The following is a 25,359-nucleotide window of genomic DNA, read 5'->3' on the forward strand; positions in this document are numbered from 1 at the left end:
TTCAGAGATAGGATCGCATGTCGACACCCATGGCCTTCTCGACCTCGGGGAACACGGCTGGGTCGAGCGCGCCCTTGCCGACCGGGAATTTCGACCGGTGCGCGATGATGACGGCGACGCGGCTGCCGGGCTTGGATTCCGAAATCGAAACCACCTCCCCGGTCAAGGGATCCAGCGTTCCGATCATGTCGGGGAATGTCGCCACGCGCTTGCCGGCGAAATCAGCGGTCATGAATTCGTTGTAGACGCCGAGCACCGCCTCACCGTCCTTGCCGCGCACGGTCATCTGACCGAGATCGAAGCCGCCGCCATAGGTCACGTTATTTGCCGTGACCTCGCCGTCGACCAGCAGCTCGCCACCGAGGAATTCGACCGTCGCGCGAACGCGATCGGCGCCGCTGGCCGTCAGCATGGCGCGGCCGAGATCGAGCTGGATCCACAAAGAGCTGCTTGTCCCCGACGAGCACAAGTTCCTGGACCTGACGATGACGAGAGTGTCCGTCCTCGACAATCAGGTCTATCAGATCGCCGCCGCTCCCGAGACCGCCCATCTAGACTGAAACATGTGGCTCGCTCCATCGGTATTGCCCATAGGGATCGGCAGCATTGACGGACTTCCGAACGGGCCGCTGTCTCTGATCGTGTCGAAAAGCCCGCCACGGCAATTTCGAAGACCCGATCACCATGTTCATGCAGCAGGAGCGTGCGAAGCAATGAGACTTCACGTCCCGAAATTCAGCCGGTCAACGCACGCGCGGAGTCGATCGCCGAGAAGCCGATGTTCAAGGAGGCATACCGGAAGCGGCGATGTATCGTTCCGATGGATGCGTTCTACGAAAAGAAAAAGGGACGGCTCTATAAATTTTTCATGAAAGACCGGCAACCGTTTGGAGTGGCCGGCATCTGGGAGAACTGGCGAAACCCAGCAGGAGAATGGGAGCGAACGTTTTGCATCATTACCGTTGAAGCAAATGATTTAGTCCGAAAGATTCATGACCGCATGCCGGCGATTATTGCCGCCGGAGAACATCAACGATGGTTCGATGGTTTCGACGGACTTCTTGCTCCCTACCCCGTTGACAAGATGACTGTCATCCTGGCTTAGGACCTAAGAGCCGCACGTCGAGCAGTTGCACCAGCAATACGCTGATTCCATTGTGGGTCAGTCGCATTGTTTGGCGTGATCGGTCAGCTTCCGATACCAGGGCAGCTGTGATCCAGTTGATTGCGTTTGACAGCCAGGAATCATGAACGACCGCTTTGCGCCAAGAGCCGCCTGTACCCGGCGTCCGCGCCCCTTGGTACACGCTGAACTACGCTTCGTTATGGAAAACGCGAAACAATCCTTCCCAAACCAGCGATCAAGTGAGTCAAACGATGAATCAGCCCATGAACGGTAAGGGTTCGATCAGCGAGTAGGTCGAACACCGCCTGCACTTCACCTCGAGGTCCCGGCATAGTCCTTGCCATCCGGCCCAAGTCGGACTATCTTACTTTTGTCTTACCGAATGAAAACCGCGATGTCCGCCAAGCAAAAACTGACCACCACCGTCTCGACCAAGGGCCAGGTGATATTGCCCAAGGCGATCCGGGAACGGCTGCACTGGCCCGCCGGAACGGAACTGGTGGTGGAGGATACCCCCGAGGGCGTATTGCTGAAGACGAAGCCCGCCTTTGCGCCCACCCGGCCGAAAGACGTATTTGGCTCCCTACCCTATAAGGGGCCGGCAAAATCGATCGCGGATATGGAAGCGGGGATCGCCGCCGAGGCGAAACGGCGGCATGCTCGCAATCGATACTAATCTCATCGTCCGCTATCTGGTGGGCGACGATGCCGGACAGGCTGCCCGGGCGCGCAGGCTGATCGACAGCAATGACGTATTCGTCTGCACCACAGTCCTGCTAGAGACCGAGTGGGTGCTGCGGAGCGTCTATCGGTTTTCCGCTGCCCAGTGCGCCAAGGCCCTCTCCGATTTCGCGGGGCTGCCGCGCGCGAGTCTGGAAGATGCTACCGCCGCGGCGAAGGCGCTGGGCTGGATGCGGCAGGGCGTGGACTTTGCGGATGGTCTGCATCTGGCCAAAGCGGAAGGCTGTGAGGCCTTCATCAGCTTCGACCAGGATTTCGCCAAGGCCGCCAACGCCCTTGGCGGCATCAAGGTGCGGACGCCCTAACACCGAGCGCGCAGAGCGCACGTAAGATCGCCGTCATGGAGCCGCCTATGCGCACCCGCTGCTCCTCGACCAGCTTGAGGTGATAATCGGCTCGGTGGAGAACGCCCGCAAGAAAGACCCTAAAGGCTATAAGAAGAAACGACTATCCGGAACATCGTGTTGAAACCTGAAGCATCCACGGCGCGCAAATATCGGATTATCGTGCATTTTCTGGGGCGGCCGGCTCCCTGACTTACAATGCAAATGCATTAAACGAGATCGTGTCGCAATCCAGGGAGCCGGCAATGGCGAAGACGACAGAAATCCTCGAAATCCCCGCCACCGTTACGGCGCGCGGCTAAACCACCGTGCCTGCCGCGATCCGCAAGATGCTCGCCCTTGGCAAGCGTGACCAGGTTGTTTTTCGCGGGCTCGCCGACGGTACCTCGTGATCGCGAAAAAGGAAACTCGCGCCGACGGGGATGATTTGGTGATCGGCAAGTTTCTTGAATTCCTCGCGCTGCTGCAATTGTTTTTAGGCTCACCCCCGTCTGAGGACCATTCTCATGGTTATTGCTGGCGGCGATTACATCCATTTCGTCGTGGAGTACGGCGGCAAAATCGAAAAGTGCCGGCTAACGGAGATGGCGCTTCTAAACAGAGAGCGAGTGAGCAGAAAGGACACAGGCCATGCGCAGCTCATCGCTATCTTTGTAAGGCACCGAGCCGAGATCGAGCATCTTGCTCTCGCGAAGTTGCCGCGGGAGGGACACTCTGACCGCGGTAATCCGCCGTCGGTATTTATCCCCTCACAGGTGAGGTGGCCGAAAGCAAATTGGTCTGTCCAAGTCGTAAGCAGCGAAGCAGTTAACTCCCAAGCCGCAAACCGCGCTGCGATTTACGCTCAGCACAGGTTTCGTCATCTGTTGGCAGGTTAAGCCACTCACGCCGGCATCAAGCGCCTTAGTTCTTTCTGGGCTGCGGTTCGTTCGCTACTTCCTCTGCCAGTAGCTTTAAAAGCTTCTCCTGCCGCGCGTCAGCTTTCGCTGCCGCCGCCTCCGATGCAGCCACGAGACTGCGATAGAGCCTAAGGTTTTGCTGGCGAATGAAAAATTGATGTTCCATAGCTACCTCCTCTGAGGGCATGGACCGAAGGGCATCGTGCGCCTAAGAATGGGAAGTGTCGAAGAACGCGGATTGGGAGCCGGAAGAATTTTGCTAAACAAAACTGCTCGTCGAAGCGAGCAGTTCGTTTCCATTAGCGTTGCGGATCTCTTTGCTGGCCGCCCTGGTTTGGAATTTGCGTCTGTTGGCCAGGCGTCTGATTCGGGTTCTGGCCGGACTTAGCGGACTAATCGCCCTGTCGATTCTGCTGACTATACTTGTTGGGATCATTCTGTTTGTCATCACGTCTCCCTAATGGTCGGGAAGATATGACAACCGAGCATACGGGTGATTCGTTCCGGCAAATCAAAAAGAAAGCCATTCAATTCAAATGTGGTAGACTTGCTAACTATCGCGATCTTCCTTCAGTTACCCCCCCGTGCTGAGCGACACATCCGATTGAAGCTTCGAAACTCGGCGCCTGGTTTGAGTCACTCGAAGGAAGCGAGGGCGGATTCCCATTCGGTTACCGCGTGCTCTCGCTCATGGAGCGGAAATAATGTTCGGCGTGTTGGTAGGAATTCTCCGCCTCGACTTGATCGCCAGCTAGAGTTTGGGCACGAGCCAACGCGAGATACCGCTCATAGTTGGTCCTCACGCTTTGGCGGTTTTTAGAACGCCCCTCCGCGGGAGGTGAGCGCTCCGCCCGTTTTCGCGACCGCGCGGCGGATCTGGATTGATTCATAGTCATGGCTGTCCTCGAGCCGTCGCACACTGCTCGCTCCCTATATGGCAGTTGTAACGGTCACGCTGATTAACACAGCCATGCGGCCACGAACTTGCTCAGTTTTTTCAGCGTCAACCCGCAAGAGTTAGGTTTCGGTTTCCAACCGGGATTATCGCGGCGTTGCCTTAGTCGTACCGTCGATATGTGTGTGCCCGTCGATATGTGAGCGCTGTGCCTCGTGGCGGATCGCTGGCCGCATCGGCGACCTCAAGCGGGCGCTTGCCTTCGAAATCGCATTCACATCGGAACGGTCTGCGTAGCGGCAAAACGGTCGTCCGTGTGCGACTGGGATCGCCGCTTGATCAAGAGCACTGTGAGCATGCTAACCCACACTACTTAGGGGCGCAGGGTGGTGATTTCAAGTTGCGGCGTAACGCAAAGCGGCGCCTCCAGGGAGGCGGTGCTAGATTTTGTGGCTATTGGTCAATTGCACCGGTAGTTCGCACAGCATTGCATGCTTCGAAGTGAGAGGCGATTTCCGCTTCGGCCTCGTTCTCCCATTTTTCAGCTTCGGCGAGCCATATGAAACGTTTAGTCGGGTCGCTCACTGCGAGCTGGCGAAACTTAGCCTCTAACTTGCGGCACTGCACAAGGTCTTTCATTGTCACCTCCTGGGAGATGCATTTTCCGAGACACATTAGGCCCGTCTTGACGACAAAGTCATTACGTTTCGGAGCGTATATCTTGCGTGCGTCATTGACGGCAATCCGGTTCAGTTTGCCACGTCAATTGAGATTCCCAAGCGAGCTGTCCAACGATCGCCATGAACGCCGGCGAGTTTGGCCGGCGAAACACCCGGACCACCATGGCCTCCAGCACCAATATCGCCAAGAGAGCTCGCTCCAAGGCCGAAGCGGATTTTGCCACTTGGCTCATGATGGCCAAGCTAGGCAGTTTCGATGACCTTCCGTCAAACGCCCAGAACTTTCTGACCAACTATCGAGCCCGGCTCGAAACGATGAGCGAAGCCGAGTCCACGGCGCTGGCCCTCCGCGAGGTCTACAGCGCTTATTACAGCGAGATGGAAGGCTTGGGCGCGGCGCCCGAACGGCAAGCCCGCAAACCGGAGACAGAGCGCAAGGTCGTGCGGTTGCCGAAGTCGCCTAAACCTCAGCCAGCTGGGGCTGCGCGCAATTCGTCCAGGTCAATGATCCGAAAATCCCTTTGCAGCAACTCGGCGTAGCTCGGTCTACAGAATCCGCGATGTCGCTGGCGACTTGGTTATCTGATTTCGGGATCACCTCGCCGGCCTGTTCTGGCGGCGATAGCGGCTTCCGACGAAGCGATTTAAATCTACGATTTCGTTCGCGGCTGACTTAGTCGGTCTATAAGTGTGGCTTCGAGGAACGAACCTACCTCGTCACTTTGCGTCCACCGCCGACAGGCTCGGCGAGCCGCCCTCCGTCTTCACGTTCACGGTGACTTCCATCCCGAGTTCTTCGTCGGCATCGCCCCAGTAGCTACCGGAGAGCGGAATTGCTTGCTGAGGTGTTCTGGCGACCCCCACCCTGATGAGGTCGCGATTGCCGACGATCCCGTTCGTGGGATCGAATTCGACCCAGCCAGAGCCAGGGACGTAGATTTGGCACCATGCGTGGGTCGAGCCTCCGCCCAGACGAACCGGCCCGTCGCGATCGGGCACGTAAACATACCCAGTAACGAAGCGCGCGGCAAAGCCCAATGAGCGCGCCCCTTCCATCATGAGCAAGGCGAAGTCTCTACATGTCCCTTGCTGGCTTTCGAGAGTTTCGCTCGGCGTTTGGGTTCCGCGGGAGGACCGCCGCTTGTATGAAAAGCCCTCCGCAATGGCTTCATTGAGCGTCATGAGCAGTTGTCCCGTCGGTCTGCTTACGTCCGTCGTGACGAATTTAGCCAGCCAGTCCCCCACTCCACTTCCGGGATGATGGCGGCGGATGTAGGCAGCCAGGTCGGGCAACTCGTCCTCCGCATAGGCGAAGGGGTGCGACCGCGCGTAATCCTCGATCCGAAAATCAGGAGTGTTCTCCGGTGTATGTTCCAAGCGGATGACAGACTCGAACTTCAGAACCCGGGTACGCTCCGCAAAGTCGACCAGCGTCACGCAGTTTCCGAAAACGTCGTGGATCCAGCGAACCTCGGCAGGATCCGGCGTCACGGTAAGGCAGGAATCGAGCAGGCGCTGATCGAAGCTATCGCGGGGCCGGAACAGCATCTGATGCCGGCGCGGCATTACCGGCTTCTTGTACCGATACGTCGTCGTGTGATGGACGCTGAAAACAGTCATAGCGGCAAAGGCCCAGTCCGTCATTCGACTCTAGCTTCCAAGAAGGCCACTTGCGAAGCCCATTTTTATCTATCCGATAAATCAGGTCCGGAAGTGCCGTGCGAAGTACTGGCGGTGTATTGCCTACTCTTTTAGCGCCCGCCGGTGCCTTCGCCGAGTTCAAAAATGGAGGCAACCTTGAAGATCCGGGCAGGCTACGACATCGCATTCAACTGCTTTCAGGAAGTCCCGTGCTCCTGATGTTGAGCGTTCACCCTTCCCGGCAGCAGGCGAAAGCTCTTCACTCCTTGAATAGGTCGGCGCTGATGAGGATGACCGGCTTGGACGAGGCAGGCATCGTAATCGAAAAACAACGCGCGTGTCTGTTACATGGTTTTGTTACATCTCGTTATGGCAGTTGCGGCCTTCTTAGGCACGATCATAAAGAGATGGCATCATAATCAGATGGCGCACGTTTTGTGGCAGCAACGCTGTCTTGAAGTCGCCTCGCGACTGCACCACGTTAGGGTCGTCGATGAGACGCGTAGGACTTATCGACATCACGGTAGGCAACTCGACGCGCCTCGGCGCATCGCAACGTTCCGCCACGCGACGCTGCGCGTCGCAACACATCGCTACGCAACGCTTGAGCCGCTGGGGAAGCCCGGCGGCTCGCGCGCGTTTAGCGCGGACGGCCCCCTCAATCGCCTGTGGCTCCGAGACGCCTACCGCAGCCAGCCGGAGGCTGAAACCGAGGAGATCTGACGACGAGGGCGCGAGCTAGTCCCGCGCCGCCCGACCCGCCGGTTCACGCCGGCGGGCCTTAATTCCGTGGGTGCAAATCGCCTTGAAGCCAGCGTCCAAGGGCCTTGGACTTCATGGGGTCTTCAAACGCGGCAAAGGTCGTAAGTACCCGATTGCAGACAGCGCATTCAAACGTATGCAAGTCGACGCCCCGGGCGCGTGCTGGCTCGATGCTGACGAGCATCATATGGGCCTTGCACTTCGGACAGGCGGGGCGCTCAATTGCAGCGAATGGAATGACGGACGACAGGCGTTGAGATTGGGGCATGATGCTTCCCTCGAACAGGCGGGAGCGCAACACTCTCTGTCACCGGTAATGCCTAGGAGGCGGAGCGGTGATTGTTTGATTATGCGCCGCCAGGGGTCTGAAACGCGAGTTAATTCGCTGATATTTGGAAGGAAGGTAAGCGCCTCGCGGAAATTGCGAAACCGGAAGCTCCCGCCCGATGCGGTGAGCGTCCGCCGCCAATTGCCAGTCTGGGCCTGTGGCAACGGCGCGGGGAAAATGGAACGGGAGAGTTCCGTCCATGATCGAGGGGATCAGCGCGGTTACACTGGGCACCCACGAAACGCCACGAGCTGTCCGGTTTTACCGCGCGCTAGGGTTTGAGGTCCTGTATGGCGGCGAAGAGTCTTCATTCACCAGCTTTCGAGCAGGAACGAGCTATCTCAACCTCATCACCCAGCCTACCGAGCGGCACTGGTCCTGGTGGGGGCGGCTAATCTTCTACGTTGCCGATGTTGACGCACTTTACGACCGCGCACTCGCAGCGGGATACGAGCCAGCTACCGCGCCTCGCGATGCCGAATGGGGTGAGCGCTTCTACCACCTAATTGACCCCGATGGCCACGAACTCAGTTTCGCTCGGCCTTTGCTCCCGGTTTCCCTCCAATAGCAGCTCGAAGCGGCCTGCCATTCCGAGAGGCGCTGGGAGAGCGTATGGTGCTCCGATGATCCGCTGAACCTGGGAGGCAATCACGCAGTTCAGGACAACCGGACTACTGTTGCTCGGCGCGATGGCACTTCCCGCCTCCGGGGCCGCACAAACGACCGCCGCTTCACCGGCAATTACACGAACAGTGATCGCCGCAACTAAACTGCCAACCGTTATAGACGTCCCGCTCCATTTCAAAGCGGTGAGCATCACTCTTCAGCCGGACGAAAGGAGCAGCGTCTCGGCGGGCAACGGCATCCTCTACCAGATATCAGGATCGACCGAGGTCGCGCTCGATGGCGAGGCCAAAATGCTCAACGCCGGAGAGGGGTTGTTCATCGCCGGCGGAAAGACTGCGGCGCTAACGGCGGGTCGCGGAGGGCCCTCGACTTTCCTCCACTTCCTCCTTGCTCCCGCTGGGGACTTGGGTCGGCCTGCCGAGACAGCACCTGCCGCCGTGAGAGAATTGTATCACACAGCGAATTCGATCCCCGACCTGAAGCCAGGTGGTTATGATCTCAATCTCACGCGAGTCACCTTTCCAGCGCAGATGCCCTCCAACCCGCCACACCATCGGTCAGGCGCGGCTCTATACTTTGTTATTTCCGGAACCGGAGCGAACACGGTCGACGGTAAGACGGAATCAAGGGGACCGGGTTCCGTGATCTATGAACCGTACGCTCTCGTGCACCAATGGGGAAACCCAGGCAACGAGCCGTTGATATTCTTGGCCTTCAACATCAATCCGGAAGGTGTGGCGGCCGTGCTTCCGGGTGCACCAGCCAAGAAACAATAGCTAGTGGCGGCCCGGCTCCGGAGGACCGTTCGATTCCACATGAATTGGCGAATTGAATCATGATGGCAACGCACGATCGAACCGTCACGGTGTTCGGCGGAACCGGCTTTCTCGGCCGCCGCATCGTTCGGCATCTGCGCTCTCACGGATTTCCTGTTCGGACCGCGTCAAGGCATCCGGATCGGGGGCACAGACTGTTTGGTCCCGATGATCCGCAGCTTCAATCCGTAGGGGCCAACATTCACGACGAACGGTCAGTCGCGGATGCGCTTGCCGGCGCCTACGGCGTTGTTAATGCGGCCTTTACGTCGAGCACGGAGAGGAGACTTAGCAGGCGCTCGGCATGACCAGCGGAGCGATTGGAACTGGATTGCTGGTGGGCCCTGCGCTCTCGGGCATTCTCGTCCACTATGGCGACACCGCGCCGGTGTGGGCAGCAACGGCCTTGTCGCTGATCAGCATTCTTGCCACGATCGTCCTGCTGCCGCCGGATCACTCGGCCTCCGAACCGCTCTACCAGCAGCGCGTGCCTGAGCCGACGTTGGCGCGCACGATACTCGGGATGCGCTATGCGTGGCACCTGCTCGGCCTGCTCATCGTATTCTTCTTCGTGAACTCGATGTTCCTGTCGCAGATTGGCCTTTTCCTGTCGGCGCGGTTCAGACGGGCATCCATTCGGCGCCCGCGAACTCGGCTCGATGTTCGCCTATGCCGGCTTCATCAACCTGGTCGTCCAGGGTTTTCTGATCACGCGCGCCAACCAGTTCGCATCCGATCGCAGCATCGTCATAGCGGCGTTTGCCTGCATGGGCTTGGATTTCTGGGCCTTGCGATCAGGAACGGCATCGGCCTGCTCGCGGTGTTCCTGACGCTGATCATCATTGGCACCATGTTCACCCGCAGCACGCTAACGGCAGAACTGTCGCGCAGCACGGCGATGAATCGCCAGGGCATGATCATGGGCCTCAATCAATCGCTGATGTCAGGCGCCAACATTAGCGCCCCGCTCGTGAGTGGTGCGCTGATCGGTCACCAGCTCTTCGTCATCTGGCCGCTTGCGATGGCGGCGATTGCAATGATCGGTGCGGTGCTGGCGAGACAGTTTCTTGCGCATGCACAGCCCGCACGCGAACGCTTCGAGCACGGCAGCATTGCCTCAAATCATCGCGCACGAAAATCGCCTAAAGTATAGGCACTTGAAAGAATAGTCGCAGTGGCGGGATTCGAATCTGCACCCAGCGTTCCGCACGCTGTGAACATCTTCTAAATTGTCGATCTTTCTTGCTGCTGTGGCGAATGCGCTCACCACGTTTTGCTCATGCTCGTTTCGTCTTTCATTGCGGCGCTCGATCGACGGCTGCCCGGCCCGGCAGATCTAGCTCACAGACTCCTTCGCCAACGGCGCGAAGGTATCCTCGAGTATGATTTTGATGGCATGGGCGCAGCGGCCGCATTTCGCCACACAGCCGAGCGAGGCGTAGACCCCTCTCATCTGCGCACTGGATACGGCGGTTGCGATCGCAGATCTTACTTGACCGTCGGTGAGGACGTTACAGCTGCAGATGATCACGTCGCGCTCCTGGCTGGTGGGAGCTTCAGCGCTGGCGCGATGAAGCCGACCGCGGTTGTGTCGAAGCCGTCAGCGGCGCCGATGGGAAAAAAGACGTTAGAACCGTGGTCCGAAACGGACCAAATGGGGGCATAGGCGAGTTCCTGAATATCGACGGCCAGGGCAGACATGACGTTGGTCCTTCCTCTCGAAAACCACAGTAGTGATCGCTGCGCGCCCAAGACAGGATCATTTGTGTCTATTTTGATACCCGCCGAGTATGACGCGGACGGCCTCATGCGCCGTCATCCAGGCGTCAAGCTTGCACAGCACTTCGGGCTGAACGATCCCGACCTCCTCCGCGCCCAGGACGCGACGCTTCCAGCCAAAATTGTCATGGCGCCAGCCTCGATGGCCGCTGCTACAGCCACCAGATCTCACATTTCTGGGATTCCGGCGCTCCTGTAATAAGAACTGCCGCACCCGCATTTCAATGCCAGCTTCAGAAGCCCACGCCAATCACTGGGCTGCGCGAAGGCCGAGCGCATTCCGTGCCTCGGCCGGTGTCGCCGGCCTGCAGCCGTGCTTCTGGATCAAACCCACTGCGACGCTCACGAGCTCGGCATTGCCGGATGCGAGGCGATCCCTGCTGATCCGAATGTTGTCCTCCATGCCCGTACGCACCGCATTCGCGCCGCGCTGCAGGGCCCATTCCATGACCTGCGATTGATGGCGACCTATGCCGGCCGCGGTCCAGGTCGCGCCGGGAATGACGCGCCTGGTTTCCGCAACCAAAATATCGAGCAGATGTTCATCCGCGGGCAGCGCGTTCTGGACTCCCATAACGAATTGCACGTGCGGTCTCGGCGGCATAAGACCGGCATCGATCAGCCACTTCGCACCGTGAATGTGCGACAGGTCGAAGATCTCGATCTCGGGCGCAATCTCAAACTGCTTCATTTGAGTTGCAAGATCGAGCACCAACGCCGCGGGATTCTCGTACACAATCGTGGGAAAGTTCGTCGATCCGGTCGAGAGCGAGGCCATGTCCGGTCGATGTACGAGCGAGAGGCCGCGTGCAGCAGGATCGCGCCCCCTGCCCCCCGTCGAGAACTGTACAATCATGCCCGGGCAGTGCTTCCGCACGCCCGCCTGAACCTCGGCGAACCGATCCGGATCCGAGGACGGGGACTCATCATCGTTGCGCACGTGGATGTGAACCAGGGTCGCCCCGGCCTTGTAGGCTGCGTGTGTGGATTCGATCTGCTCTACAGGCAAGACCGGCAGCGCCGGATTATCCTTCCTGCGCGGAACCGAACCGGTGATTGCAACGGAGATGATGATCGGGCGCATTCGGGTTCCTCTATTGACCCTGGTCGCCGCCGCCGACCGGCAGCACGGTGCCAGTAATATAGGAGGCGGCATCCGACGCGAGAAAGAGGATCGCGGCCGACATTTCGCGCAAGAGACCGTAGCGCCTCATGTGACTTGACCCGAGCGTCTGGGCAACGACGTCCTCGATCCAGCCTTTCTCATCGTCGCTCGGGACGAGAGCATTGCGTGGTACGCCACGTGGCGGCGCAGTCGTCCCTCCCGGGGCGACCGCATTGACGCGGATATTCCTTGTCCCCAGCTCGAAGCCGAGCGACGCGGTCAACGCATTCACGGCGCCTTTCGCTGCGGAGTACGGAGCGCGGTTGACTCCCCTCGTTGCGACCGAAGAAACATTTACTATCGCCCCCCGGCCCTGGTCGAGCATGTAGGGCAGTGCCGCACGGCAGCCCCAGAGCGTGGGAAACAGCGAGCGCTGCACTTCAGCTACGATCTCTTTCTCGTCGAAGTGCTGGAACGGCTTCATCCAGATTGCACCGCCGACGTTCGTTACCAGAATGTCGATGGCTCCATGCGCCTTGTGTGCCGCGTTCATCGCCTCCACATTGCCGTCCCAGGTTTCGAGATCTGCGATCGTAGCGGTGGCCTGACCTCCAGAACGGGTAATCTCAGCGGCAACGAACTCGACGAGCGGCGACCGGTCAATCAACGTGACGCACGCGCCTTCGCCAGCCGCATCGATCGCAACCTGCTTGCCGATGCCTTGCGCCGCTCCGGTGACAACCATGCTCTTGCGCGCGAAGCGGGATGCGGAACTCATTTGTGCGCCTCGGACGGTGAAAATTTCTCGTAATGGAAACTCGTGGGAACGACCCCCTTCTCGTGGAGGTGCGCGCGTACAGCGTCGACCATGGGCGGCGGACCGCAGAGATAGACGTCCACATTGCCGCCGTTCAACGCTGTCTCAGGCAGATGGTGGGTGACGTAACCCTTCCGCGGATGCGTGCTATCTGCGGCCGCGACGACGGTGGTGAAGGTAAAGCTTGGAATTTTCGCAGCAAAGGCCTCCAGCTTGTCGAGCTCGACGAGATCGGCATCGTTGGTGACGCCATAGACCATGTGAACAGGTTGGTTCGCGCCCCCGCGTTCCAACTCCTCAAGCATCGCCAGAAACGGCGCCAGTCCGGTGCCGCCGGCGAGAAACAACACAGGCCTTGCGACATCGCGCAGATAGAAACTCCCGATCGGGCCTGCGATGGTTACCACGTCTCCTGCCTTCGCCCGCTCGGCCAGATAGGATGACATCAATCCGCCGGGGATGTTGCGCACCAGGAATTGAACGACCCCGTCGCGTGGCATGGACGAGAAGGAGTACGAGCGCGTTTGCATCGTGCCCGGAACCGAGACGTTAACGTATTGTCCGGGCAGATAGCGCATCCCGCCTGGATCTTTCAGCGCGAGCGAAAAGCCTATCGAGGACGCAGAAAGCTGTTGGACCGATTCGATCTCGGCCGACATCGAGCCAGCCTTCACTTTGCAAATGGTCGAGGAGGCCGGAATGCGAAGCACGCAATCGGATTTCACCTTCATCTGACAGGTGAGAACCTGCCGCTCGGCCGCCTCGTCCTCGGTCAGCGCATCATCTATGTAGCTGCCAAGACTATAATCACCGGACTCACAATGGCACTTGCAGGTGCCGCAGGCACCGTCCCGGCAATCGAGCGGGATGTTAAGACCGGCGCGATAGGCGGCGTCCGCAACCAGCTCATCGGGCCGTGCCTCGATGAAGCGTGTCACTCCATCCTCGAAGTTGAGGGCAATGCGGTGCACCATGTCGTGGTTCCTCCCGACTTGCTTTGTCAGATGTGGTAGATGTCGACCACGTGATGGATGTAGTCGTTCTTCAGTACGACCTTCTTCTCGGTGATCGCGAAGCTCTCACCCGAGGTATCGATGGTGTAGAACGAAGCACCGAAATAGGTGTCGGTCGTTTTGTAACGAAAACTCAACGAGACCCAATTGAACCTCACCTTTACAAGACCGTCTGCTGCTTCCAGCAGTTCCACGTTGCTGATGTTGTGCGACGTACGAGGCTCGGGCAGGCTCGTCGCGCTCGATCGCTCGGTGCGGATACGGAACACCCGATCTTCAAGACCCTGCTTCGAGCCGTACCAGATCAGCGAAATTTCGCGCTCGGGATCTTCGGTCAGAGTGTCGTCGTCGTCCCAGGCCGGCATCCAGAACGTGGCGGTCGGCGCATAATGCGCGAGCCAACCGTCCCAATCCTTGTCGTCGAGGCAACGGGCCTCTGAATACAGGAAAGCCTGGACTTGCTCGATGGTGACGGGCCGGCCCTTCGGGACGGACATCGGAATGGCAGACATAGGCAGCCTCCCCATGATTTTGATCATGGATGTTGGTGAAGTGATCTAAGGATGATCGCACCCTTCGGCCCGATCTCAGTCGAAGCGGGGCGTCAGCCGGCGACCGCCTTGACGAGCGCGTCCTTCCAGTAGCGGTGCTGGACCACAAACAAACCTTCGTCCTCGGTCTTCGCGCCGCTGAGCAGCGGCTTCAGCCCGATCGCGTCGGCGTCCCTGTCGGGGCCGTTGATCCAGTGCGTGGCGCCACGCGAAAGATCGTTCCATGGGGCATTCCGCGCGCCATATCCGACCTGACAGGAACGAAACTCTTCGAGATCATCCGGCGTCGCCATGCCGGACGCGTTGAAGAAATCCTCGTACTGGCGAATACGGCGCGCACGAGCCTCGGCGCTCTCGCCTTTCGGCGCGATGCAGTAGATCGTCACCTCCGTCTTGTCGACAGAGATCGGTCGATACGTGCGGATCTGCGACGAGAACTGATCCATGAGGTAGACGTTCGGGTAGAGGCAGAGGTTTCGCGATTTCTCGATCATCCAATCCGCACGGGCCTCGCCGACCTTGGCGACCAGCTCTTCGCGCCTTTCGTAAAGCGGCCGGTCCTGGGGATTCGCCCAGTTAGTCCATAGCAGCAGATGCCCGTGCTCGAAGGAGTAGAAGCCGCCGCCCTGCTTGGCCCAGCCGCCGGCATCCATCGCTCGGATTGCGTCCTTGGTCGCCGCCGCCTCGGCGGCGGCCTTACGCTGGTTGGTGGTGGCGGCATAATTCCAGTGCACGGATGCGACATGATAGCCATCCGCACCATTCTCGGTCTGCAGTTTCCAATTGCCATCGTAGATGTACGATGAACTCCCGCGCAAAACCTCCAGGCCTTCGGGCGACTGGTCGACGATCAGATCGATGATCTTCCTTGCTTCGCCCAGATGCGCTTCGAGCGGCATCACATCGGCATTGAGACTGCCGAACAGGAACCCGCGATAGTTCTCGAAACGCACAACCTTCGTCAGGTCATGCGAGCCGTTCTTGTTGAAGTTCTCCGGATATCCCGCGCCCTCTGGATCCTTCGCCTTGAGCAACTTGCCGGTGTTGTTGAAGGTCCAGCCGTGGAACGGACAAGTATAGCTCGACTTGTTGCCGCGCTTGTGACGACAGATCATGGCGCCACGATGCGAGCACGCGTTGAGGAAAGCGTGTAGCTCACCTTTGCGATCCCGCGAGATGACGATCGGCTGGCGGCCGATGTAGCCGGTGATGTAGTCGTTGTTGTTGGGTATTTGGCTCTCGTGAGCAAGATAGATCCAGTTCCCCTCCCAGATGTGCTTCATCTCCAGCTCGAACAGATCGAGGTCCGTGAAGATGTCGCGACGGCAGCGGAAGACGCCGGTCTCGGAATTATCCTCGACGGAGGCTTCCAGGCGTTCGATAACCTTGTCTGACATGGGCATCACTCCGCTTGTGTGGTGGACCGGCGTTCCCGGCGCTTGAGACTGGCCTCAGGCGGCGACCGCATGCTCGCGATGCGCGATCGTGCTTGGCGCACCGGCGGTTTCCCGGGTCAATTTGAAATCGAACCGAATACGGGCGAACGGCTTGTTAAGGCCGGCCTTGTGGATCTCCTCGGCGTTCGACACACGCTCGACCGGCGGGATCAGATCATTCCGGGTTCCGAAAGCGAAATCATCGTGCAGATACTTGTCGCCGTCGATGTTGATCTGCGTCGTGAGCTGGCGACAGCCCGGCGCCGTCACAAAGAAGTGGATGTGTGCCGGACGCTGGCCATGGCGGCCGAGCTTCGTCAGCAGCTGCTCCGTGTTCGAGCCGGGCGGGCAGCCGTAGCCCGATGGCATGATCGAACGGAAGCGGTAGCGACCTGCGCGATCGGTCTCGATGCGCCGACGCAGGTTGTAGGGCGACTGCGGCGGACCGAAGAATGAGTAGAAGCCGAATGAATTGGCGTGCCAAACGTCGACGATTGCGCCCGCCACCGGATTCCCTGCCATGTCGAACACCTGGCCCTCCATGAACAGTATCTCGCCTTCGTCCGTGCCGTCGTCGAGGCGCGCCTCCCCCTTCACCAGCGGAGCACCGGCGACGTAGAGCGGCCCCTCGATCGTGCGGGTCGTGCCCCCGCCGAGACCGGCGCGGCGCTCGGCTTCGTCAAGACGCAGATCAAGAAAGTGTTCGAGCGCGGTGCCGGGTACGACCAGGCCCAGCTCATTCGCCTTGGCCGCCTCGCCGATATAGGCGATTGCGCTCCAGAACTCGTTCATGGACACGTCGAGATCGTCAATGGCGACCATGACGTCATGAAGCAACCGGTTAAACACCTCCTTGAGGCGTGGATCGCCTTGATCGTTGTCCAGCCCGGCGGCCTTCGCTGCGAGTTCCTTGATGGTGGCTTTGTTGATCAGATTGGCAGGCATTGGCGTTCTCCCTTTGATGAAGCTCAATTGAACCGAAATCTATCGATCATCGTCATGGACAGATGAAGGGTGACGACAGAGCGGAGTGATCCGCATGTCCATGAACGGAAAGAGCGGCAAACTGGACAGGATGTCGTGCAGATCCTGTGGGCCGGACACATCGAATATACTGACGTTCGAATAGCGGCCGGCCACCCGCCACAGGTGCCGCCAGATACCCGCGCCTTGCAGCTCCTGTGCGCGGGCACGCTCTGTCTGCTTGAGCGCTTCGACCTTCTCGGCCGGGAAGTCGTGAGGTAGCCGTACATCCATTTCGACCTGGAACAGCATGGCTACGACCCCGTCTTGCGATTGGGCAGCACATGAAAGCTGTGCTCTGCGCGGTCCCGACGAAAGCAATTGAGGCGGTCCTCATCGATCGAGATTCCGAGACCATCGCCGGTCGGCACTTTCAGGCTGAACTCGCTGTACTCGAGTGGCTCTTCGAGGATTTCCTCGGTGAGAAGGAGCGGCCCGAACAGTTCTGTGCCCCATTCGAGCTGGGAAAGAGTCGAAAAGAGCTGCGCGGACGCGGCAGTTCCAACCGCACCTTCCAGCATTGTGCCGCCGTAGAGACCGATACCTGCAGCCTCGCCGATCGCAGCGACCTTGGCGGTGGCGAACAGGCCGCCGGATTGCGCAATCTTCAGGGCAAACACGTCGGCTGCCGCCGATTGGGCGAGTTGGAACGCTGTTTCCGGGCCGCTCAGTGCTTCGTCCGCCATTATCGCCATGGTGGTTTCACGCGCCAGCCGCGCCAGGCCCTTGACGTTTCTCAGTGCAATCGGCTGCTCGATCAGGTCGACCCCGGCATCGCTGAGCAGCGGCAAGCACCTCGACGCAGTAGCCTCGCTCCAGGCCTGGTTGACATCCACGCGGATGCTTGCCCGATCCCCCAGCGCCTTCTTGACCGCGGCTACATGGGCGATGCTGTTCCGCGGATCATGCCGGCCGATCTTCAGCTTGAAAATGTTATGCCGCCGCCTCGCTAGCATCTCTTCAGCTTCGGCAATGTCCGTCGCGGTATCACCGCTTGCCAGCGTCCAGGCGACGGGCAGCCGGTCATGGATGCGCCCCCCCATCAGTTCCGCGGCGGTGACCCGGCTCCGCTTGCCAAACGCATCGATAAGGGCCGTCTCGACGGCGCATTTTGCGAAGTTGTTTCCCTGAACGGCCTTGTTGATCGCGCCCATAGTGCGACCGATCCGGTTCGGATCGCTTTGAAGAAGGATCGGGGCGAGATAGGTGTCGATCGCAAGCTTAATGCCTTCGGGGCTCTCCGGCCCGTAGGCGAGCCCGCCGATCGTCGTCCCCTCGCCGACGCCAACGATCCCGTCCGACATGCGGATTCGAAGGATCATCAACGTCTGCCCTTTCATCGTTGTCATCGACAGCTGATGCGGGCGGATCGTCGGAAGGTCGACGAGGATGGTCTCAACATTCTCAATTCTGGTGGCGGCGATCGGCACGGGCGTTGTCCTTGGTTGGGGAATGTGTAGGCCCCGACCCGCTTGAAGCCCAGGATCGATTGTGTCTATTTTGATACCCGAAAGGTATGGAGCCGTTTTGGAGGACAATCCCATGGAGCTCCGTCATCTGCGTTACTTCACCACTGTGGCTGCGGAAGGCTCGTTCAGTCGTGCCGCTGAAAAGCTCCACATTGCGCAACCGCCGTTGAGCCGCCAGGTGCAACAGCTCGAGGAAGAGCTGGGGGTGCGGCTGCTCGATCGTGGCCGACCGCTTACGTTGACCGAGCCGGGCCGATACCTTTTTGAACAGGGACGTCAGATTCTGCAGCGCATTGACGAGATGCGTGCGATGACGAAGCGGATCGCCAAGGGCATGGTGCTGCAATTCAACATCGGCTTCGTTGCATCCACCCTGTACGACGCGCTGCCGGAACTGATCCGCCGCTTCCGCATCATCGTGCCCGGCGCGGAAGTCAATCTTCTGGAGATGACGACGCTCGAGCAGGTAGCGGCCTTGAAGGACGGACGTATCGATGTGGGCTTCGGCCGGCTGCGATTCGACGATGAGGCGATCGTCCGCAGCGTCATCCGCGAAGAACGTCTGTGCCTCGTGGCGCCACGCCGACACAAGTTGGCGGCCAAGAGGGGAAAACTACGGTTGCGCATGGTGGCGGATGAGCCGCTCATCGTCTACCCCAAGTCACCGCGGCCAAGCTACGCGGATCAGGTGCTCTCATTTTACCGCGATGCAGGCATTGAGCCGAGGATTGCGATGGAAGCGAGGGAATTGCAGACCGCACTCGGGCTGGTGGCCTCCGGTGGAGGAATCTGCATCGTGCCGGCTTCGGTGCGACGCCTGGGACGAGACGACGTATGTTTCATCGATCTCGACGAGCCGAAGATGATCTCTCCGATTATCATGAGCTATCGCAAGAATGACACCTCTGTGCTGCTCAAGCAATTGATCAAGCTGGTGCGCGAATTCGACAAATGGGACGCACCCGCCGGTCAACCCGCCTCGGCATCTGTCTGAGGCGATTTCGACGAAGCTGGGCTCGTATCCGCACGAACGGTGCAAATGCCCACAGGAACGCCATCGCGGAACAGGAATGATCCCACGCGCTTCAAACACTTCAGCGTTTCGCAATGAACTCTGCGCTTTTGTTAACAGCCGATCCCCTGCTCTCGCGCATCTCATCGCGCTGTCCGGACACGGTTCAGAACGTCTGCCCATATTGGCGTCGTAAGATTTTTCTCGATCTCCCTGTGCACACGTCACATTCTAACTCTGTGAATAAATTGTACTTTCGGTCCAATCCATCATGGGGACCGCGGAGAATTTCCAGCGTAAGCCTTTCATTTTATCGATCTATTTTGTCTCCACTCGATCCTGCAAGGGATTGGACCGACTGAGGAATTTGCCGTAAAGCGCCGCGGCCGCGCCATAGACCTTCCAGGCGGCCAGCGGCAGTTCGGCAGTCCCGACAATGGCAAGAGCAGCGGACAAGTGCCGCCTTGCCGTCGCAACATTTGCGGTGACGAACGCGATCCTGGCCAGCACGCGATGGGCCAACGATCCGGCGCCTGGGACGTAAAGGCGTAAAGTTGCACCGCTCGCTTTTGCGCCGCCGGTTTCGAGAAAGTATTCGCAAAGGCTGTTGCAAAAATACGGGGTAGAACAGGGAATCCATGTCGTTCCCCTCGACTTCGGTTGCCGTCTGCCGGCGCCGCACCCGCGGTCACCGACGCCGTCCCTGCGATCGTCGCAACCGACAAGGGAAATGAGGATTACACGATCAACTGGTAGGGCGTCGAACAGGGCGTTGATAGCGGCGCCGGTCACTTCCGGTCTTGCTCGATTAGCGGACATCATTGGCCGCAATCGGTATGTCTCAAATGTGCCAGCTTCGGACATTCCGGGAAGGCGAGAGACAACTACATCAATAAAAAATCGAGGAAGTGCAAATGCTCCCGTACGAAGACAGGACGCAGATGGACACCGTCTGTAAATTTCGGCTCGCGTGCTCCGAAAAAGGGTGAGCACGTTTCACCGTTCCCGCAGACGTCGGGAAAGACATCTAGGAGCTTCGCTCCGGTGCGCTCCGCGACGGCACGCAAATCAGCGTCATGCCGAGCATAAACCGCTCGCAAATCGGCAATTGGCACGGACTTCTCAGCATTCGGATCGACGCGAATCCCGGTGACACCTCGCGTGACCATACGTTGAGGGTTTAGGACTGTAAGAGACTGCGGCGCACCTAGCACGAGGTAAACTGTCGCGTTCAATTCCAGTTCGCGAACATAATCTTCGAGGTTGGCATAAAAAGCACGCCTCCCTTCCTCTCCCCCATCCAGAGGAATAGACTTGCCCTCCCGTTCGATGAAGGCATTTTTCCTGGGCCAATAATGAGGACCGAGAACGACCGTTTGCACCTTCTCTCTTTGTACCAACTCCGACAATCTGTTCGCGACGTTGGCGCAGTGTGCAAATTCATCGCGGGCGATCACGCCAGGTACCAACGGGCAGGCTGGGCCTGTCACGAAATAAGCACGGACCGCTAACCGCCCTTCGTCTGCGAGTTGCTGCAAACGAGGGCCGTAGTGAAACATCGTACTGTCGCCGGCCAGCGCTACTTTGCGAGCGCCTTGGCCGATTTGAGCCACCATGGAATATCCGCGGCCATTATACTCAAGAACGTGCATGCCGTTGGTCGGCGCGTAGGTCTCGTCGAGAGTGGCGGCGTTCATCTTTTCCAGATCGAGGCTGGCGGCAAAACGTTGCGGCACACCACCTGCGACCCATACGGCCGGAGGGACCCCCAAGGCAGCTCACGAAGCATCGGCGCTCGCGCGTGCTCTCAGGAGCGCCCGCGCGAACGTTGACGTTGCCTGGCGCTCCGTGGAGCAGCTGCAGCTGGAGTATGGGAACGCTCTATTCGATTACGGTGTCGCGCTGGGTAACCGCTGGAGCAGATAGTCAGATTCCGAACAGACCGGCTCCTCCAAACTCCCACTCATGGAAGAAGCCCCACTACTCGAACGACGATCACTCCTCGTCCGCCTGGAGAAACAAAGATTCTGGAATATCGACCCTACGGTTTTTGGAAGTCCTCAAGTTGAGGACTAATTCGAAAGTCGTCGGCCGCTCGATTGGCAGGTCCGTCGTCTTGGTACCCTTCGCAATCATATCCACGTATTCCACAGCCCGCCCTGAGAGTTTGACTAGATTTGGTCCGCACAAAAAACGTCCACCCACATCCGCGAATTCCCGAAAACCCACGCGACATCTGTCGGTCAAGGTGCGACTGTTCATCGATTTTCTGATCGAGCGCTTCGGCGTGGACGCAGCTTAGCAAGCGGACAAAGCAGGACGCATGACCAATCCTGACGAAAGACCCAGTCCATCGCACGCCGAGGGGCGCGCCTCCCCCTGGATCGCGTTTCGTCATCGGGCCTTTACCGTGGTCTGGATCGCGACCGTCGTCGCCAACGTCGGCACCTGGATGTACAACGCCGCGTCCGGATGGCTGATGACGAGCCTCAATCCCGATCCGCTGACGGTCTCTTTGGTCCAGGTTGCGGGCAGCCTTCCGATGTTCCTGTTCGCGCTCCCCGCCGGGGCTCTGGCGGATACCGTCGACAAGCGCCGCTTCCTGATCGGTGCGGAGATCGTCCTCACCGTCGTCGCGGCAGCGAGCGCAGTGCTGGTCTGGCTCGACCTCATCACCCCGTCCATCCTGTTGCTGTTCACGTTCCTGCTCGGCGCCGGCGCGGCATTCACCGCACCGGCATGGCAGTCCGTCGTGCCTCAGCTTGTGCCGAAGCAGGACTTGGCCGCGGCGGTGGCGAGCAACGGCGTCGGCGTCAACATTAGCAGGGCGATCGGACCTGCGTTGGGCGGCATGGTCATCGGCGGGTTGGGCATCGCGGCACCGTTCTGGATCAACGCGTTGAGCAACTTCGCCGTGATCGGTGCCCTGCTCTGGTGGCGACCACCGGCGTCGCAGGGAAGCGGGCTTCCGCCGGAGCGCCTCAGCGGCGCCCTAGTGATCGGCTTCCGGCATGCGCGACACAATCCGAATTTGCGCGCAACGCTCATACGAGCGGTAGCGTTCTTCTTCTTCGCCAGTGCCTATTGGGCGCTGCTCCCGCTCGTCGCACGCAATCAGATCGCGGGCGGCCCCGAGCTTTACGGCATTTTGCTGGGAGCGATCGGCATCGGCGCCGTCGTCGGCGCCTTCGCGCTGCCCTCGATGAAGGCGGCTCTCGGATCCGACCGGCTCGTTGCGGCCGGCACGCTCGGCACAGCGCTCAGTCTGGTCCTGCTAGGGATCGCCCGGCATTCAGCGATCGGCATTGCAGCCTGCTTGGTCGCGGGCGTTTCATGGATCGCAGTGCTCGCCAGCCTCAACGTCTCGGTTCAGATGGCCCTGCCGGACTGGGTGCGTGGCCGCGGCCTGGCCATGTTCGTCACCGCGTTCTTCGGCGCGATGACGGCGGGCAGCGCGCTTTGGGGGCTGCTTGCCTCGGCGCTCGGGTTACCGGCGACCCACTACATCGCCGCCGCCGGCGCTCTCGTCGGAATCGCGGCGACCTGGCACTGGAAGCTTCTGTCCGGTGCAGGAGTGGACCTCGCGCCCTCCATGCATTGGCCGGCGCCAGCCTTGGCGATCGACGCCGATGGGGATCGCGGTCCGGTGTTAGTCACGGTCGAGTACCGCATCGCCCCAGAGAAACGTGACGCGTTCCTGGTCGCCGTCAGAGATTTGGGTCAACAGCGCCGGCGGGACGGCGCCTACGCTTGGAACGTCTACGAGGATGCGGCCGAAAAAGGACGCTTCCTCGAGACCTTCATGGTCACGTCCTGGCTTGAGCATCTCCGGCAGCACCATCGCGTGACCAATGCGGACAGGGTCGTTCAGGATGCCATCCGCGAGTTCGGCGCCGCCGGGGAGCCTAAGGTCACTCACTTCATCGCGGCTTCCTTCGGATCATCTAACGAACTCTCGTAGCCTGAGCTTTCCGCTTGCGCTTGTTCTTCAACCCCGTTCTCGAATGGCCTAAGCGCGGGACCAAGATCAAGAAGACCTTGGCCATCGACCCCGTCGATGCCGAAGCTGTCCATGTCATTTTCAAGCTCTATCTTTACTGCGATGGCACGTCGGGCGCACTCGGTGTCAAAGAGGTCGTCAAATGGCTTGACAGCCGCGGCTATCGCACGCGCAGGGGAAACGTTTGGCGCTGGGACCATCTACAAGATCCTCACCAACACGACCTACAAGGGTGAGTGGAAATTCAACCGGATGTCATCCCGCACCGGGAGATAGAAGCCTGACGAGGAGGTCGTCACGTCTAAGGTTCCCGCCATCGTCGAACCGAACCAGTTTGAGCAGGTCCAATGTCAATTGTACGCCCGTAGTCCGAAGGTTGTCGCACCACTTGTGACGACGGGGCCCATCCTGCGCGCAGCGCACCACCTGGGGACAGGAGATCTACGCGATCGGCGCCAATCCGGTGGCGGCGCGGCTATCGGGAATTCCGGTCAACCGGCGGCTGCTTCTGGTCTATGCGGTCTCCGGCACCATGGCCGGACTTGCCTCCATCATCTTTCTCGCGCGGCTGAATTCTGCGGAAGCCGACATCGGCGAGACCCTGACGCTGCCTGCGATCGCGGCGGTGCTGATCGGTGGCACGTCGCTGTTCGGCGGTGTCGGCACCGTGTTCGGCACGTTCGTCGGCGCGCTCATTCTCACGCTGGTTCTCAACGGGATGAACCTGTTGCAGGTCAATGCGAACTGGCAGCCGCTCGTCACCGGAATCATTCTCATTCTCGCCGTCTGGCTCGACATGAAAACGCGCCAGCGCGCGCGGTGAATCTTTCAACATCCAATCCAACAGAGGGACGGAAACATGACACACAACTATAAATCGCTATGCGTGGTCCTGAGGCTGCTTGTCTCGGGCGGGCTTGCGACCGGCGCCAGGGCGGACGGTGAAACCATCGCCGTGTTCACCAAGAACCAGACCAACCCCTATTTCCAGACCGTGCGGGTCGGGGCCGATGTGGCGGCGAAATCGCTGGGTGCGAAGACGCTGCACTACATTCCGACCAAGCCCGACAGCATTCCCGAACAGCTGAGCCAGATCGAAGATGTCGTGGTGAAGAAGCCCGACGCCATCGTCTTCGTCCCGGTTGACTACAAGGCCATGGTGCCCGGCGTCGAGAAGATCAACGATGCGAAAATTCCGGTCGTCAACGTCACCGACCGGTCGTCCGGCGGTAAGTTCGTCGCCTTTGTCGGAGCCGATGACTACAGCCTTGGCCTCGAGACCGCGCGTTATCTGCTCAAGACCGTGGGCGGCAAGGGCAACATCGTCATCATCGAAGGCGTCAAGGGATCACTGACCAACGTCGATCGTGTGAGAGGCTTCAATGACGCGCTGAAGGAAAATCCGGGCGCGAAGCTGTTGGCGTCGCAGCCAGCCAACTATCAGCGGTTGCAGGCGTTGCAGGTCATGGAAAACCTGATGCAGTCGAATTCGCAGATCGATGGCGTGCTCGCGGCCAATGACGCGATGGCGGTCGGCGCTATCGAGGCGCTCGACGGCGCCAATCGCACGGTGCAGGTGATCGGCATCAACGGCACCAAGGAGGCCATCGATGCGATCAAGACCGGCAAACTGCTCGCGAGCGGCGACTACAACGGCTTCCTGCAAGGTTGCGTCGGGACCATGATCGCCATTCGCTCGCTGCGTAAGGAGCCGGTGATTTCCGAAGTCGTGCTGAAGCCGACGGTCATCACGACGGACAACTATAAGCCCTACGACCAGCCGCTGGAGTCGCGGACCTGCCCGTCCTGGGAGGACGCCGCCAAGCTCGGCGCGAAATAACGCGGCTGTTCTGAAACCGGAAACGCCCGCCGCAGCGGCCGTTTCCATGACCTGCGGAGATAAAATGCTGTTTGCAATCCATGCCCTCGACCGGGCCGGCGCGCTGCCGGTCCGACTCGCGAATTACGATGCGCACAAGGCGTTCCTGTCGGACACCTCACGCTTCGGCGTGACGATTGTCATGTCCGGACCGCTCACATCTGACGACGGGCAGGCCATGATCGGCAGTCTGTTTTTGATCGAGGCGCCGGGCCGCGCCGACGTCGAGTCGTTCCATCGAGCGGACCCATTCGCGGCCGCCGGCATCTGGGACAAAATTTCGATTACCGCATTTCTTCGCCGCCAGGGCTAACTTCGAATGATTGCGTCATCCGCCCGATCGACAGGATTGCCATCAGCATCACCAGGGCAGCCGGCCGTATTCAGACACAGTTGGCCGCGCCAAGCGCCGACACC

At 59.7% G+C, this 25,359-nt stretch carries 30 protein-coding genes and 2 pseudogenes; 15 read left to right on the forward strand and 17 right to left on the reverse strand.

All coding sequences use genetic code 11. The features are described 5' to 3' along the window. Position 1 precedes the first annotated feature (1 nt). On the reverse strand, positions 2–442 hold the full coding sequence (locus tag V1289_RS05405; RefSeq protein ID WP_442895948.1) for an S-methyl thiohydantoin desulfurase domain-containing protein: 441 nt from the start codon (positions 440–442) through the stop codon (positions 2–4). 261 nt (positions 443–703) lie between these two features. Between V1289_RS05405 and V1289_RS05410 the strand changes: the two genes are divergently transcribed. The 4 genes and pseudogenes from V1289_RS05410 to V1289_RS05430 form a co-directional block, all read left to right on the forward strand. Further along, entirely contained in the window at positions 704–1,105 is a 402-nt protein-coding gene (locus tag V1289_RS05410) for an SOS response-associated peptidase (protein ID WP_334395975.1), read from the forward strand. 415 nt (positions 1,106–1,520) lie between these two features. Next, entirely contained in the window at positions 1,521–1,802 is a 282-nt protein-coding gene (locus V1289_RS05415; protein ID WP_309178412.1) for an AbrB/MazE/SpoVT family DNA-binding domain-containing protein, read from the forward strand. Further along, a complete protein-coding gene (locus tag V1289_RS05420; RefSeq protein ID WP_334395976.1) occupies positions 1,783–2,172 on the forward strand; it encodes a type II toxin-antitoxin system VapC family toxin in 390 nt (129 codons plus the stop codon). Before V1289_RS05415 ends, V1289_RS05420 begins: the two co-directional genes overlap by 20 nt. Positions 2,173–2,456: 284 nt before the next feature. After that, a pseudogene (locus V1289_RS05430) lies at positions 2,457–2,671 on the forward strand (type II toxin-antitoxin system PrlF family antitoxin); the annotation flags it as partial. 443 nt (positions 2,672–3,114) lie between these two features. Here the strand turns inward: V1289_RS05430 and V1289_RS05440 are convergent. From V1289_RS05440 to V1289_RS05450, 3 genes are all read right to left on the reverse strand, one after another. After that, positions 3,115–3,276, reverse strand: coding sequence for a hypothetical protein (locus tag V1289_RS05440; protein WP_309178414.1), 162 nt, complete (start codon positions 3,274–3,276; stop codon positions 3,115–3,117). Positions 3,277–3,781: 505 nt separating this feature from the next. After that, complete coding sequence (locus V1289_RS05445) at positions 3,782–4,006, reverse strand: DUF4167 domain-containing protein (RefSeq protein ID WP_442895949.1); 225 nt, start codon at positions 4,004–4,006, stop codon at positions 3,782–3,784. Between the two features lie 452 nt (positions 4,007–4,458). After that, positions 4,459–4,644 (reverse strand): hypothetical protein, encoded by a 186-nt coding sequence (locus tag V1289_RS05450; RefSeq protein ID WP_247832865.1) that lies wholly within the window; start codon positions 4,642–4,644, stop codon positions 4,459–4,461. Positions 4,645–4,805: 161 nt separating this feature from the next. Here V1289_RS05450 and V1289_RS05455 point away from each other — a divergent pair, with 161 nt between their 5' ends. Then, positions 4,806–5,225: a hypothetical protein gene (locus V1289_RS05455; RefSeq protein WP_334395978.1), complete on the forward strand. Its 420-nt coding sequence runs from the start codon at positions 4,806–4,808 to the stop codon at positions 5,223–5,225. 177 nt (positions 5,226–5,402) lie between these two features. On the opposite strand, the gene V1289_RS05460 is transcribed toward V1289_RS05455, so the two are convergent. Further along, complete coding sequence (locus V1289_RS05460) at positions 5,403–6,305, reverse strand: transglutaminase family protein (protein ID WP_334407284.1); 903 nt, start codon at positions 6,303–6,305, stop codon at positions 5,403–5,405. A 1,310-nt stretch (positions 6,306–7,615) separates the two neighbouring features. Between V1289_RS05460 and V1289_RS05465 the strand changes: the two genes are divergently transcribed. The 4 genes from V1289_RS05465 to V1289_RS05480 all read left to right on the forward strand — a co-directional run bounded on the left by V1289_RS05465 (position 7,616) and on the right by V1289_RS05480 (position 10,011). Next, on the forward strand, positions 7,616–7,984 hold the full coding sequence (locus V1289_RS05465; RefSeq protein WP_334395979.1) for a VOC family protein: 369 nt from the start codon (positions 7,616–7,618) through the stop codon (positions 7,982–7,984). A gap of 109 nt (positions 7,985–8,093) precedes the next feature. After that, positions 8,094–8,819 (forward strand): cupin domain-containing protein, encoded by a 726-nt coding sequence (locus V1289_RS05470; RefSeq protein WP_334395980.1) that lies wholly within the window; start codon positions 8,094–8,096, stop codon positions 8,817–8,819. A gap of 62 nt (positions 8,820–8,881) precedes the next feature. After that, positions 8,882–9,166: an SDR family oxidoreductase gene (locus V1289_RS05475; protein ID WP_334407286.1), complete on the forward strand. Its 285-nt coding sequence runs from the start codon at positions 8,882–8,884 to the stop codon at positions 9,164–9,166. After that, positions 9,163–10,011, forward strand: coding sequence for a hypothetical protein (locus V1289_RS05480; RefSeq protein ID WP_334395981.1), 849 nt, complete (start codon positions 9,163–9,165; stop codon positions 10,009–10,011). The genes V1289_RS05475 and V1289_RS05480 overlap by 4 nt, the downstream gene beginning before the upstream one ends. A gap of 183 nt (positions 10,012–10,194) precedes the next feature. Here the strand turns inward: V1289_RS05480 and V1289_RS49505 are convergent, their stop codons facing one another. The 10 genes from V1289_RS49505 to V1289_RS05525 all read right to left on the reverse strand — a co-directional run bounded on the left by V1289_RS49505 (position 10,195) and on the right by V1289_RS05525 (position 18,012). Continuing rightward, positions 10,195–10,389, reverse strand: coding sequence for a (2Fe-2S)-binding protein (locus tag V1289_RS49505; protein WP_442895950.1), 195 nt, complete (start codon positions 10,387–10,389; stop codon positions 10,195–10,197). Beyond that, on the reverse strand, positions 10,386–10,559 hold the full coding sequence (locus V1289_RS05485; protein ID WP_309178420.1) for a hypothetical protein: 174 nt from the start codon (positions 10,557–10,559) through the stop codon (positions 10,386–10,388). Before V1289_RS05485 ends, V1289_RS49505 begins: the two co-directional genes overlap by 4 nt. A 328-nt stretch (positions 10,560–10,887) precedes the next feature. Then, positions 10,888–11,721 carry a 3-keto-5-aminohexanoate cleavage protein gene (locus V1289_RS05490; RefSeq protein ID WP_334395982.1) on the reverse strand — a complete coding sequence of 278 codons (834 nt, stop codon included), beginning with the start codon at positions 11,719–11,721 and terminating at the stop codon, positions 10,888–10,890. Between the two features lie 10 nt (positions 11,722–11,731). Further along, positions 11,732–12,520 carry a benzoate diol dehydrogenase BenD gene (gene benD / locus V1289_RS05495; RefSeq protein WP_334395983.1) on the reverse strand — a complete coding sequence of 263 codons (789 nt, stop codon included), beginning with the start codon at positions 12,518–12,520 and terminating at the stop codon, positions 11,732–11,734. Continuing rightward, entirely contained in the window at positions 12,517–13,533 is a 1,017-nt protein-coding gene (benC, locus tag V1289_RS05500) for a benzoate 1,2-dioxygenase electron transfer component BenC (protein ID WP_334395984.1), read from the reverse strand. Before benC ends, benD begins: the two co-directional genes overlap by 4 nt. 26 nt (positions 13,534–13,559) lie before the next feature. Beyond that, positions 13,560–14,084 (reverse strand): benzoate 1,2-dioxygenase small subunit, encoded by a 525-nt coding sequence (gene benB / locus V1289_RS05505; protein ID WP_334395985.1) that lies wholly within the window; start codon positions 14,082–14,084, stop codon positions 13,560–13,562. A 92-nt stretch (positions 14,085–14,176) separates the two neighbouring features. After that, complete coding sequence (gene benA, locus V1289_RS05510; protein WP_334395986.1) at positions 14,177–15,520, reverse strand: benzoate 1,2-dioxygenase large subunit; 1,344 nt, start codon at positions 15,518–15,520, stop codon at positions 14,177–14,179. Between the two features lie 54 nt (positions 15,521–15,574). Then, on the reverse strand, positions 15,575–16,504 hold the full coding sequence (gene catA, locus V1289_RS05515) for a catechol 1,2-dioxygenase (protein WP_334395987.1): 930 nt from the start codon (positions 16,502–16,504) through the stop codon (positions 15,575–15,577). A 39-nt stretch (positions 16,505–16,543) separates the two neighbouring features. Next, positions 16,544–16,834 carry a muconolactone Delta-isomerase gene (gene catC, locus V1289_RS05520; protein WP_309178427.1) on the reverse strand — a complete coding sequence of 97 codons (291 nt, stop codon included), beginning with the start codon at positions 16,832–16,834 and terminating at the stop codon, positions 16,544–16,546. A 2-nt stretch (positions 16,835–16,836) separates the two neighbouring features. Next, positions 16,837–18,012: a muconate/chloromuconate family cycloisomerase gene (locus V1289_RS05525; protein ID WP_334395988.1), complete on the reverse strand. Its 1,176-nt coding sequence runs from the start codon at positions 18,010–18,012 to the stop codon at positions 16,837–16,839. Positions 18,013–18,124: 112 nt separating this feature from the next. On the opposite strand from V1289_RS05525, the gene V1289_RS05530 reads away from it, so the two are divergent. Beyond that, positions 18,125–19,045: a LysR family transcriptional regulator gene (locus tag V1289_RS05530; RefSeq protein ID WP_334395989.1), complete on the forward strand. Its 921-nt coding sequence runs from the start codon at positions 18,125–18,127 to the stop codon at positions 19,043–19,045. 336 nt (positions 19,046–19,381) lie between these two features. Here the strand turns inward: V1289_RS05530 and V1289_RS05535 are convergent, their stop codons facing one another. Both V1289_RS05535 and V1289_RS05540 read right to left on the reverse strand, forming a co-directional pair. Further along, on the reverse strand, positions 19,382–19,585 hold the full coding sequence (locus V1289_RS05535; RefSeq protein WP_334395990.1) for a hypothetical protein: 204 nt from the start codon (positions 19,583–19,585) through the stop codon (positions 19,382–19,384). Between the two features lie 362 nt (positions 19,586–19,947). Next, on the reverse strand, positions 19,948–20,799 hold the full coding sequence (locus V1289_RS05540; protein WP_334395991.1) for an SGNH hydrolase domain-containing protein: 852 nt from the start codon (positions 20,797–20,799) through the stop codon (positions 19,948–19,950). 587 nt (positions 20,800–21,386) lie between these two features. On the opposite strand from V1289_RS05540, the gene V1289_RS05545 reads away from it, so the two are divergent. From V1289_RS05545 to V1289_RS05565, 5 genes and pseudogenes are all read left to right on the forward strand, one after another. Continuing rightward, complete coding sequence (locus V1289_RS05545) at positions 21,387–23,024, forward strand: MFS transporter (protein WP_334395992.1); 1,638 nt, start codon at positions 21,387–21,389, stop codon at positions 23,022–23,024. A gap of 14 nt (positions 23,025–23,038) precedes the next feature. After that, entirely contained in the window at positions 23,039–23,299 is a 261-nt protein-coding gene (locus tag V1289_RS05550) for a hypothetical protein (protein ID WP_334395993.1), read from the forward strand. Between the two features lie 164 nt (positions 23,300–23,463). Further along, positions 23,464–23,886 (forward strand): annotated as a pseudogene (locus tag V1289_RS05555) (ABC transporter permease); the annotation flags it as partial. Between the two features lie 36 nt (positions 23,887–23,922). Then, the gene (locus V1289_RS05560; RefSeq protein WP_334395994.1) at positions 23,923–24,903 is read left to right on the forward strand and encodes a sugar ABC transporter substrate-binding protein; all 981 of its coding nucleotides are present in this window, start codon (positions 23,923–23,925) and stop codon (positions 24,901–24,903) included. 64 nt (positions 24,904–24,967) lie between these two features. Then, the gene (locus V1289_RS05565; RefSeq protein WP_334395996.1) at positions 24,968–25,255 is read left to right on the forward strand and encodes a YciI family protein; all 288 of its coding nucleotides are present in this window, start codon (positions 24,968–24,970) and stop codon (positions 25,253–25,255) included. The last annotated feature ends 104 nt before the right edge of the window (positions 25,256–25,359 follow it).

It is taken from the genome of Bradyrhizobium sp. AZCC 2289 (genome assembly GCF_036924615.1).
Classification (GTDB): Bacteria; Pseudomonadota; Alphaproteobacteria; order Rhizobiales; family Xanthobacteraceae; genus Bradyrhizobium.

What these genes read in the sequence shown, in the direction of transcription:
- V1289_RS05415 (WP_309178412.1), top strand. Translation starts at nt 1,521, where the DNA reads ATGTCCGCCAAGCAAAAACTGACCACCACCGTCTCGACCAAGGGCCAG.
- V1289_RS05420 (WP_334395976.1), top strand. Translation starts at nt 1,783, where the DNA reads ATGCTCGCAATCGATACTAATCTCATCGTCCGCTATCTGGTGGGCGAC.
- V1289_RS05440 (WP_309178414.1), bottom strand. Translation starts at nt 3,276, where the DNA reads ATGGAACATCAATTTTTCATTCGCCAGCAAAACCTTAGGCTCTATCGC.
- V1289_RS05445 (WP_442895949.1), bottom strand. Translation starts at nt 4,006, where the DNA reads ATGACTATGAATCAATCCAGATCCGCCGCGCGGTCGCGAAAACGGGCG.
- V1289_RS05450 (WP_247832865.1), bottom strand. Translation starts at nt 4,644, where the DNA reads ATGAAAGACCTTGTGCAGTGCCGCAAGTTAGAGGCTAAGTTTCGCCAG.
- V1289_RS05455 (WP_334395978.1), top strand. Translation starts at nt 4,806, where the DNA reads ATGAACGCCGGCGAGTTTGGCCGGCGAAACACCCGGACCACCATGGCC.
- V1289_RS05460 (WP_334407284.1), bottom strand. Translation starts at nt 6,305, where the DNA reads ATGACTGTTTTCAGCGTCCATCACACGACGACGTATCGGTACAAGAAG.
- V1289_RS05465 (WP_334395979.1), top strand. Translation starts at nt 7,616, where the DNA reads ATGATCGAGGGGATCAGCGCGGTTACACTGGGCACCCACGAAACGCCA.
- V1289_RS05475 (WP_334407286.1), top strand. Translation starts at nt 8,882, where the DNA reads ATGGCAACGCACGATCGAACCGTCACGGTGTTCGGCGGAACCGGCTTT.
- V1289_RS05480 (WP_334395981.1), top strand. Translation starts at nt 9,163, where the DNA reads ATGACCAGCGGAGCGATTGGAACTGGATTGCTGGTGGGCCCTGCGCTC.
- V1289_RS05485 (WP_309178420.1), bottom strand. Translation starts at nt 10,559, where the DNA reads ATGTCTGCCCTGGCCGTCGATATTCAGGAACTCGCCTATGCCCCCATT.
- V1289_RS05490 (WP_334395982.1), bottom strand. Translation starts at nt 11,721, where the DNA reads ATGCGCCCGATCATCATCTCCGTTGCAATCACCGGTTCGGTTCCGCGC.
- benD (WP_334395983.1), bottom strand. Translation starts at nt 12,520, where the DNA reads ATGAGTTCCGCATCCCGCTTCGCGCGCAAGAGCATGGTTGTCACCGGA.
- benC (WP_334395984.1), bottom strand. Translation starts at nt 13,533, where the DNA reads ATGGTGCACCGCATTGCCCTCAACTTCGAGGATGGAGTGACACGCTTC.
- benB (WP_334395985.1), bottom strand. Translation starts at nt 14,084, where the DNA reads ATGTCTGCCATTCCGATGTCCGTCCCGAAGGGCCGGCCCGTCACCATC.
- benA (WP_334395986.1), bottom strand. Translation starts at nt 15,520, where the DNA reads ATGTCAGACAAGGTTATCGAACGCCTGGAAGCCTCCGTCGAGGATAAT.
- catA (WP_334395987.1), bottom strand. Translation starts at nt 16,504, where the DNA reads ATGCCTGCCAATCTGATCAACAAAGCCACCATCAAGGAACTCGCAGCG.
- catC (WP_309178427.1), bottom strand. Translation starts at nt 16,834, where the DNA reads ATGCTGTTCCAGGTCGAAATGGATGTACGGCTACCTCACGACTTCCCG.
- V1289_RS05530 (WP_334395989.1), top strand. Translation starts at nt 18,125, where the DNA reads ATGGAGCTCCGTCATCTGCGTTACTTCACCACTGTGGCTGCGGAAGGC.
- V1289_RS05545 (WP_334395992.1), top strand. Translation starts at nt 21,387, where the DNA reads ATGACCAATCCTGACGAAAGACCCAGTCCATCGCACGCCGAGGGGCGC.
- V1289_RS05560 (WP_334395994.1), top strand. Translation starts at nt 23,923, where the DNA reads ATGACACACAACTATAAATCGCTATGCGTGGTCCTGAGGCTGCTTGTC.
- V1289_RS05565 (WP_334395996.1), top strand. Translation starts at nt 24,968, where the DNA reads ATGCTGTTTGCAATCCATGCCCTCGACCGGGCCGGCGCGCTGCCGGTC.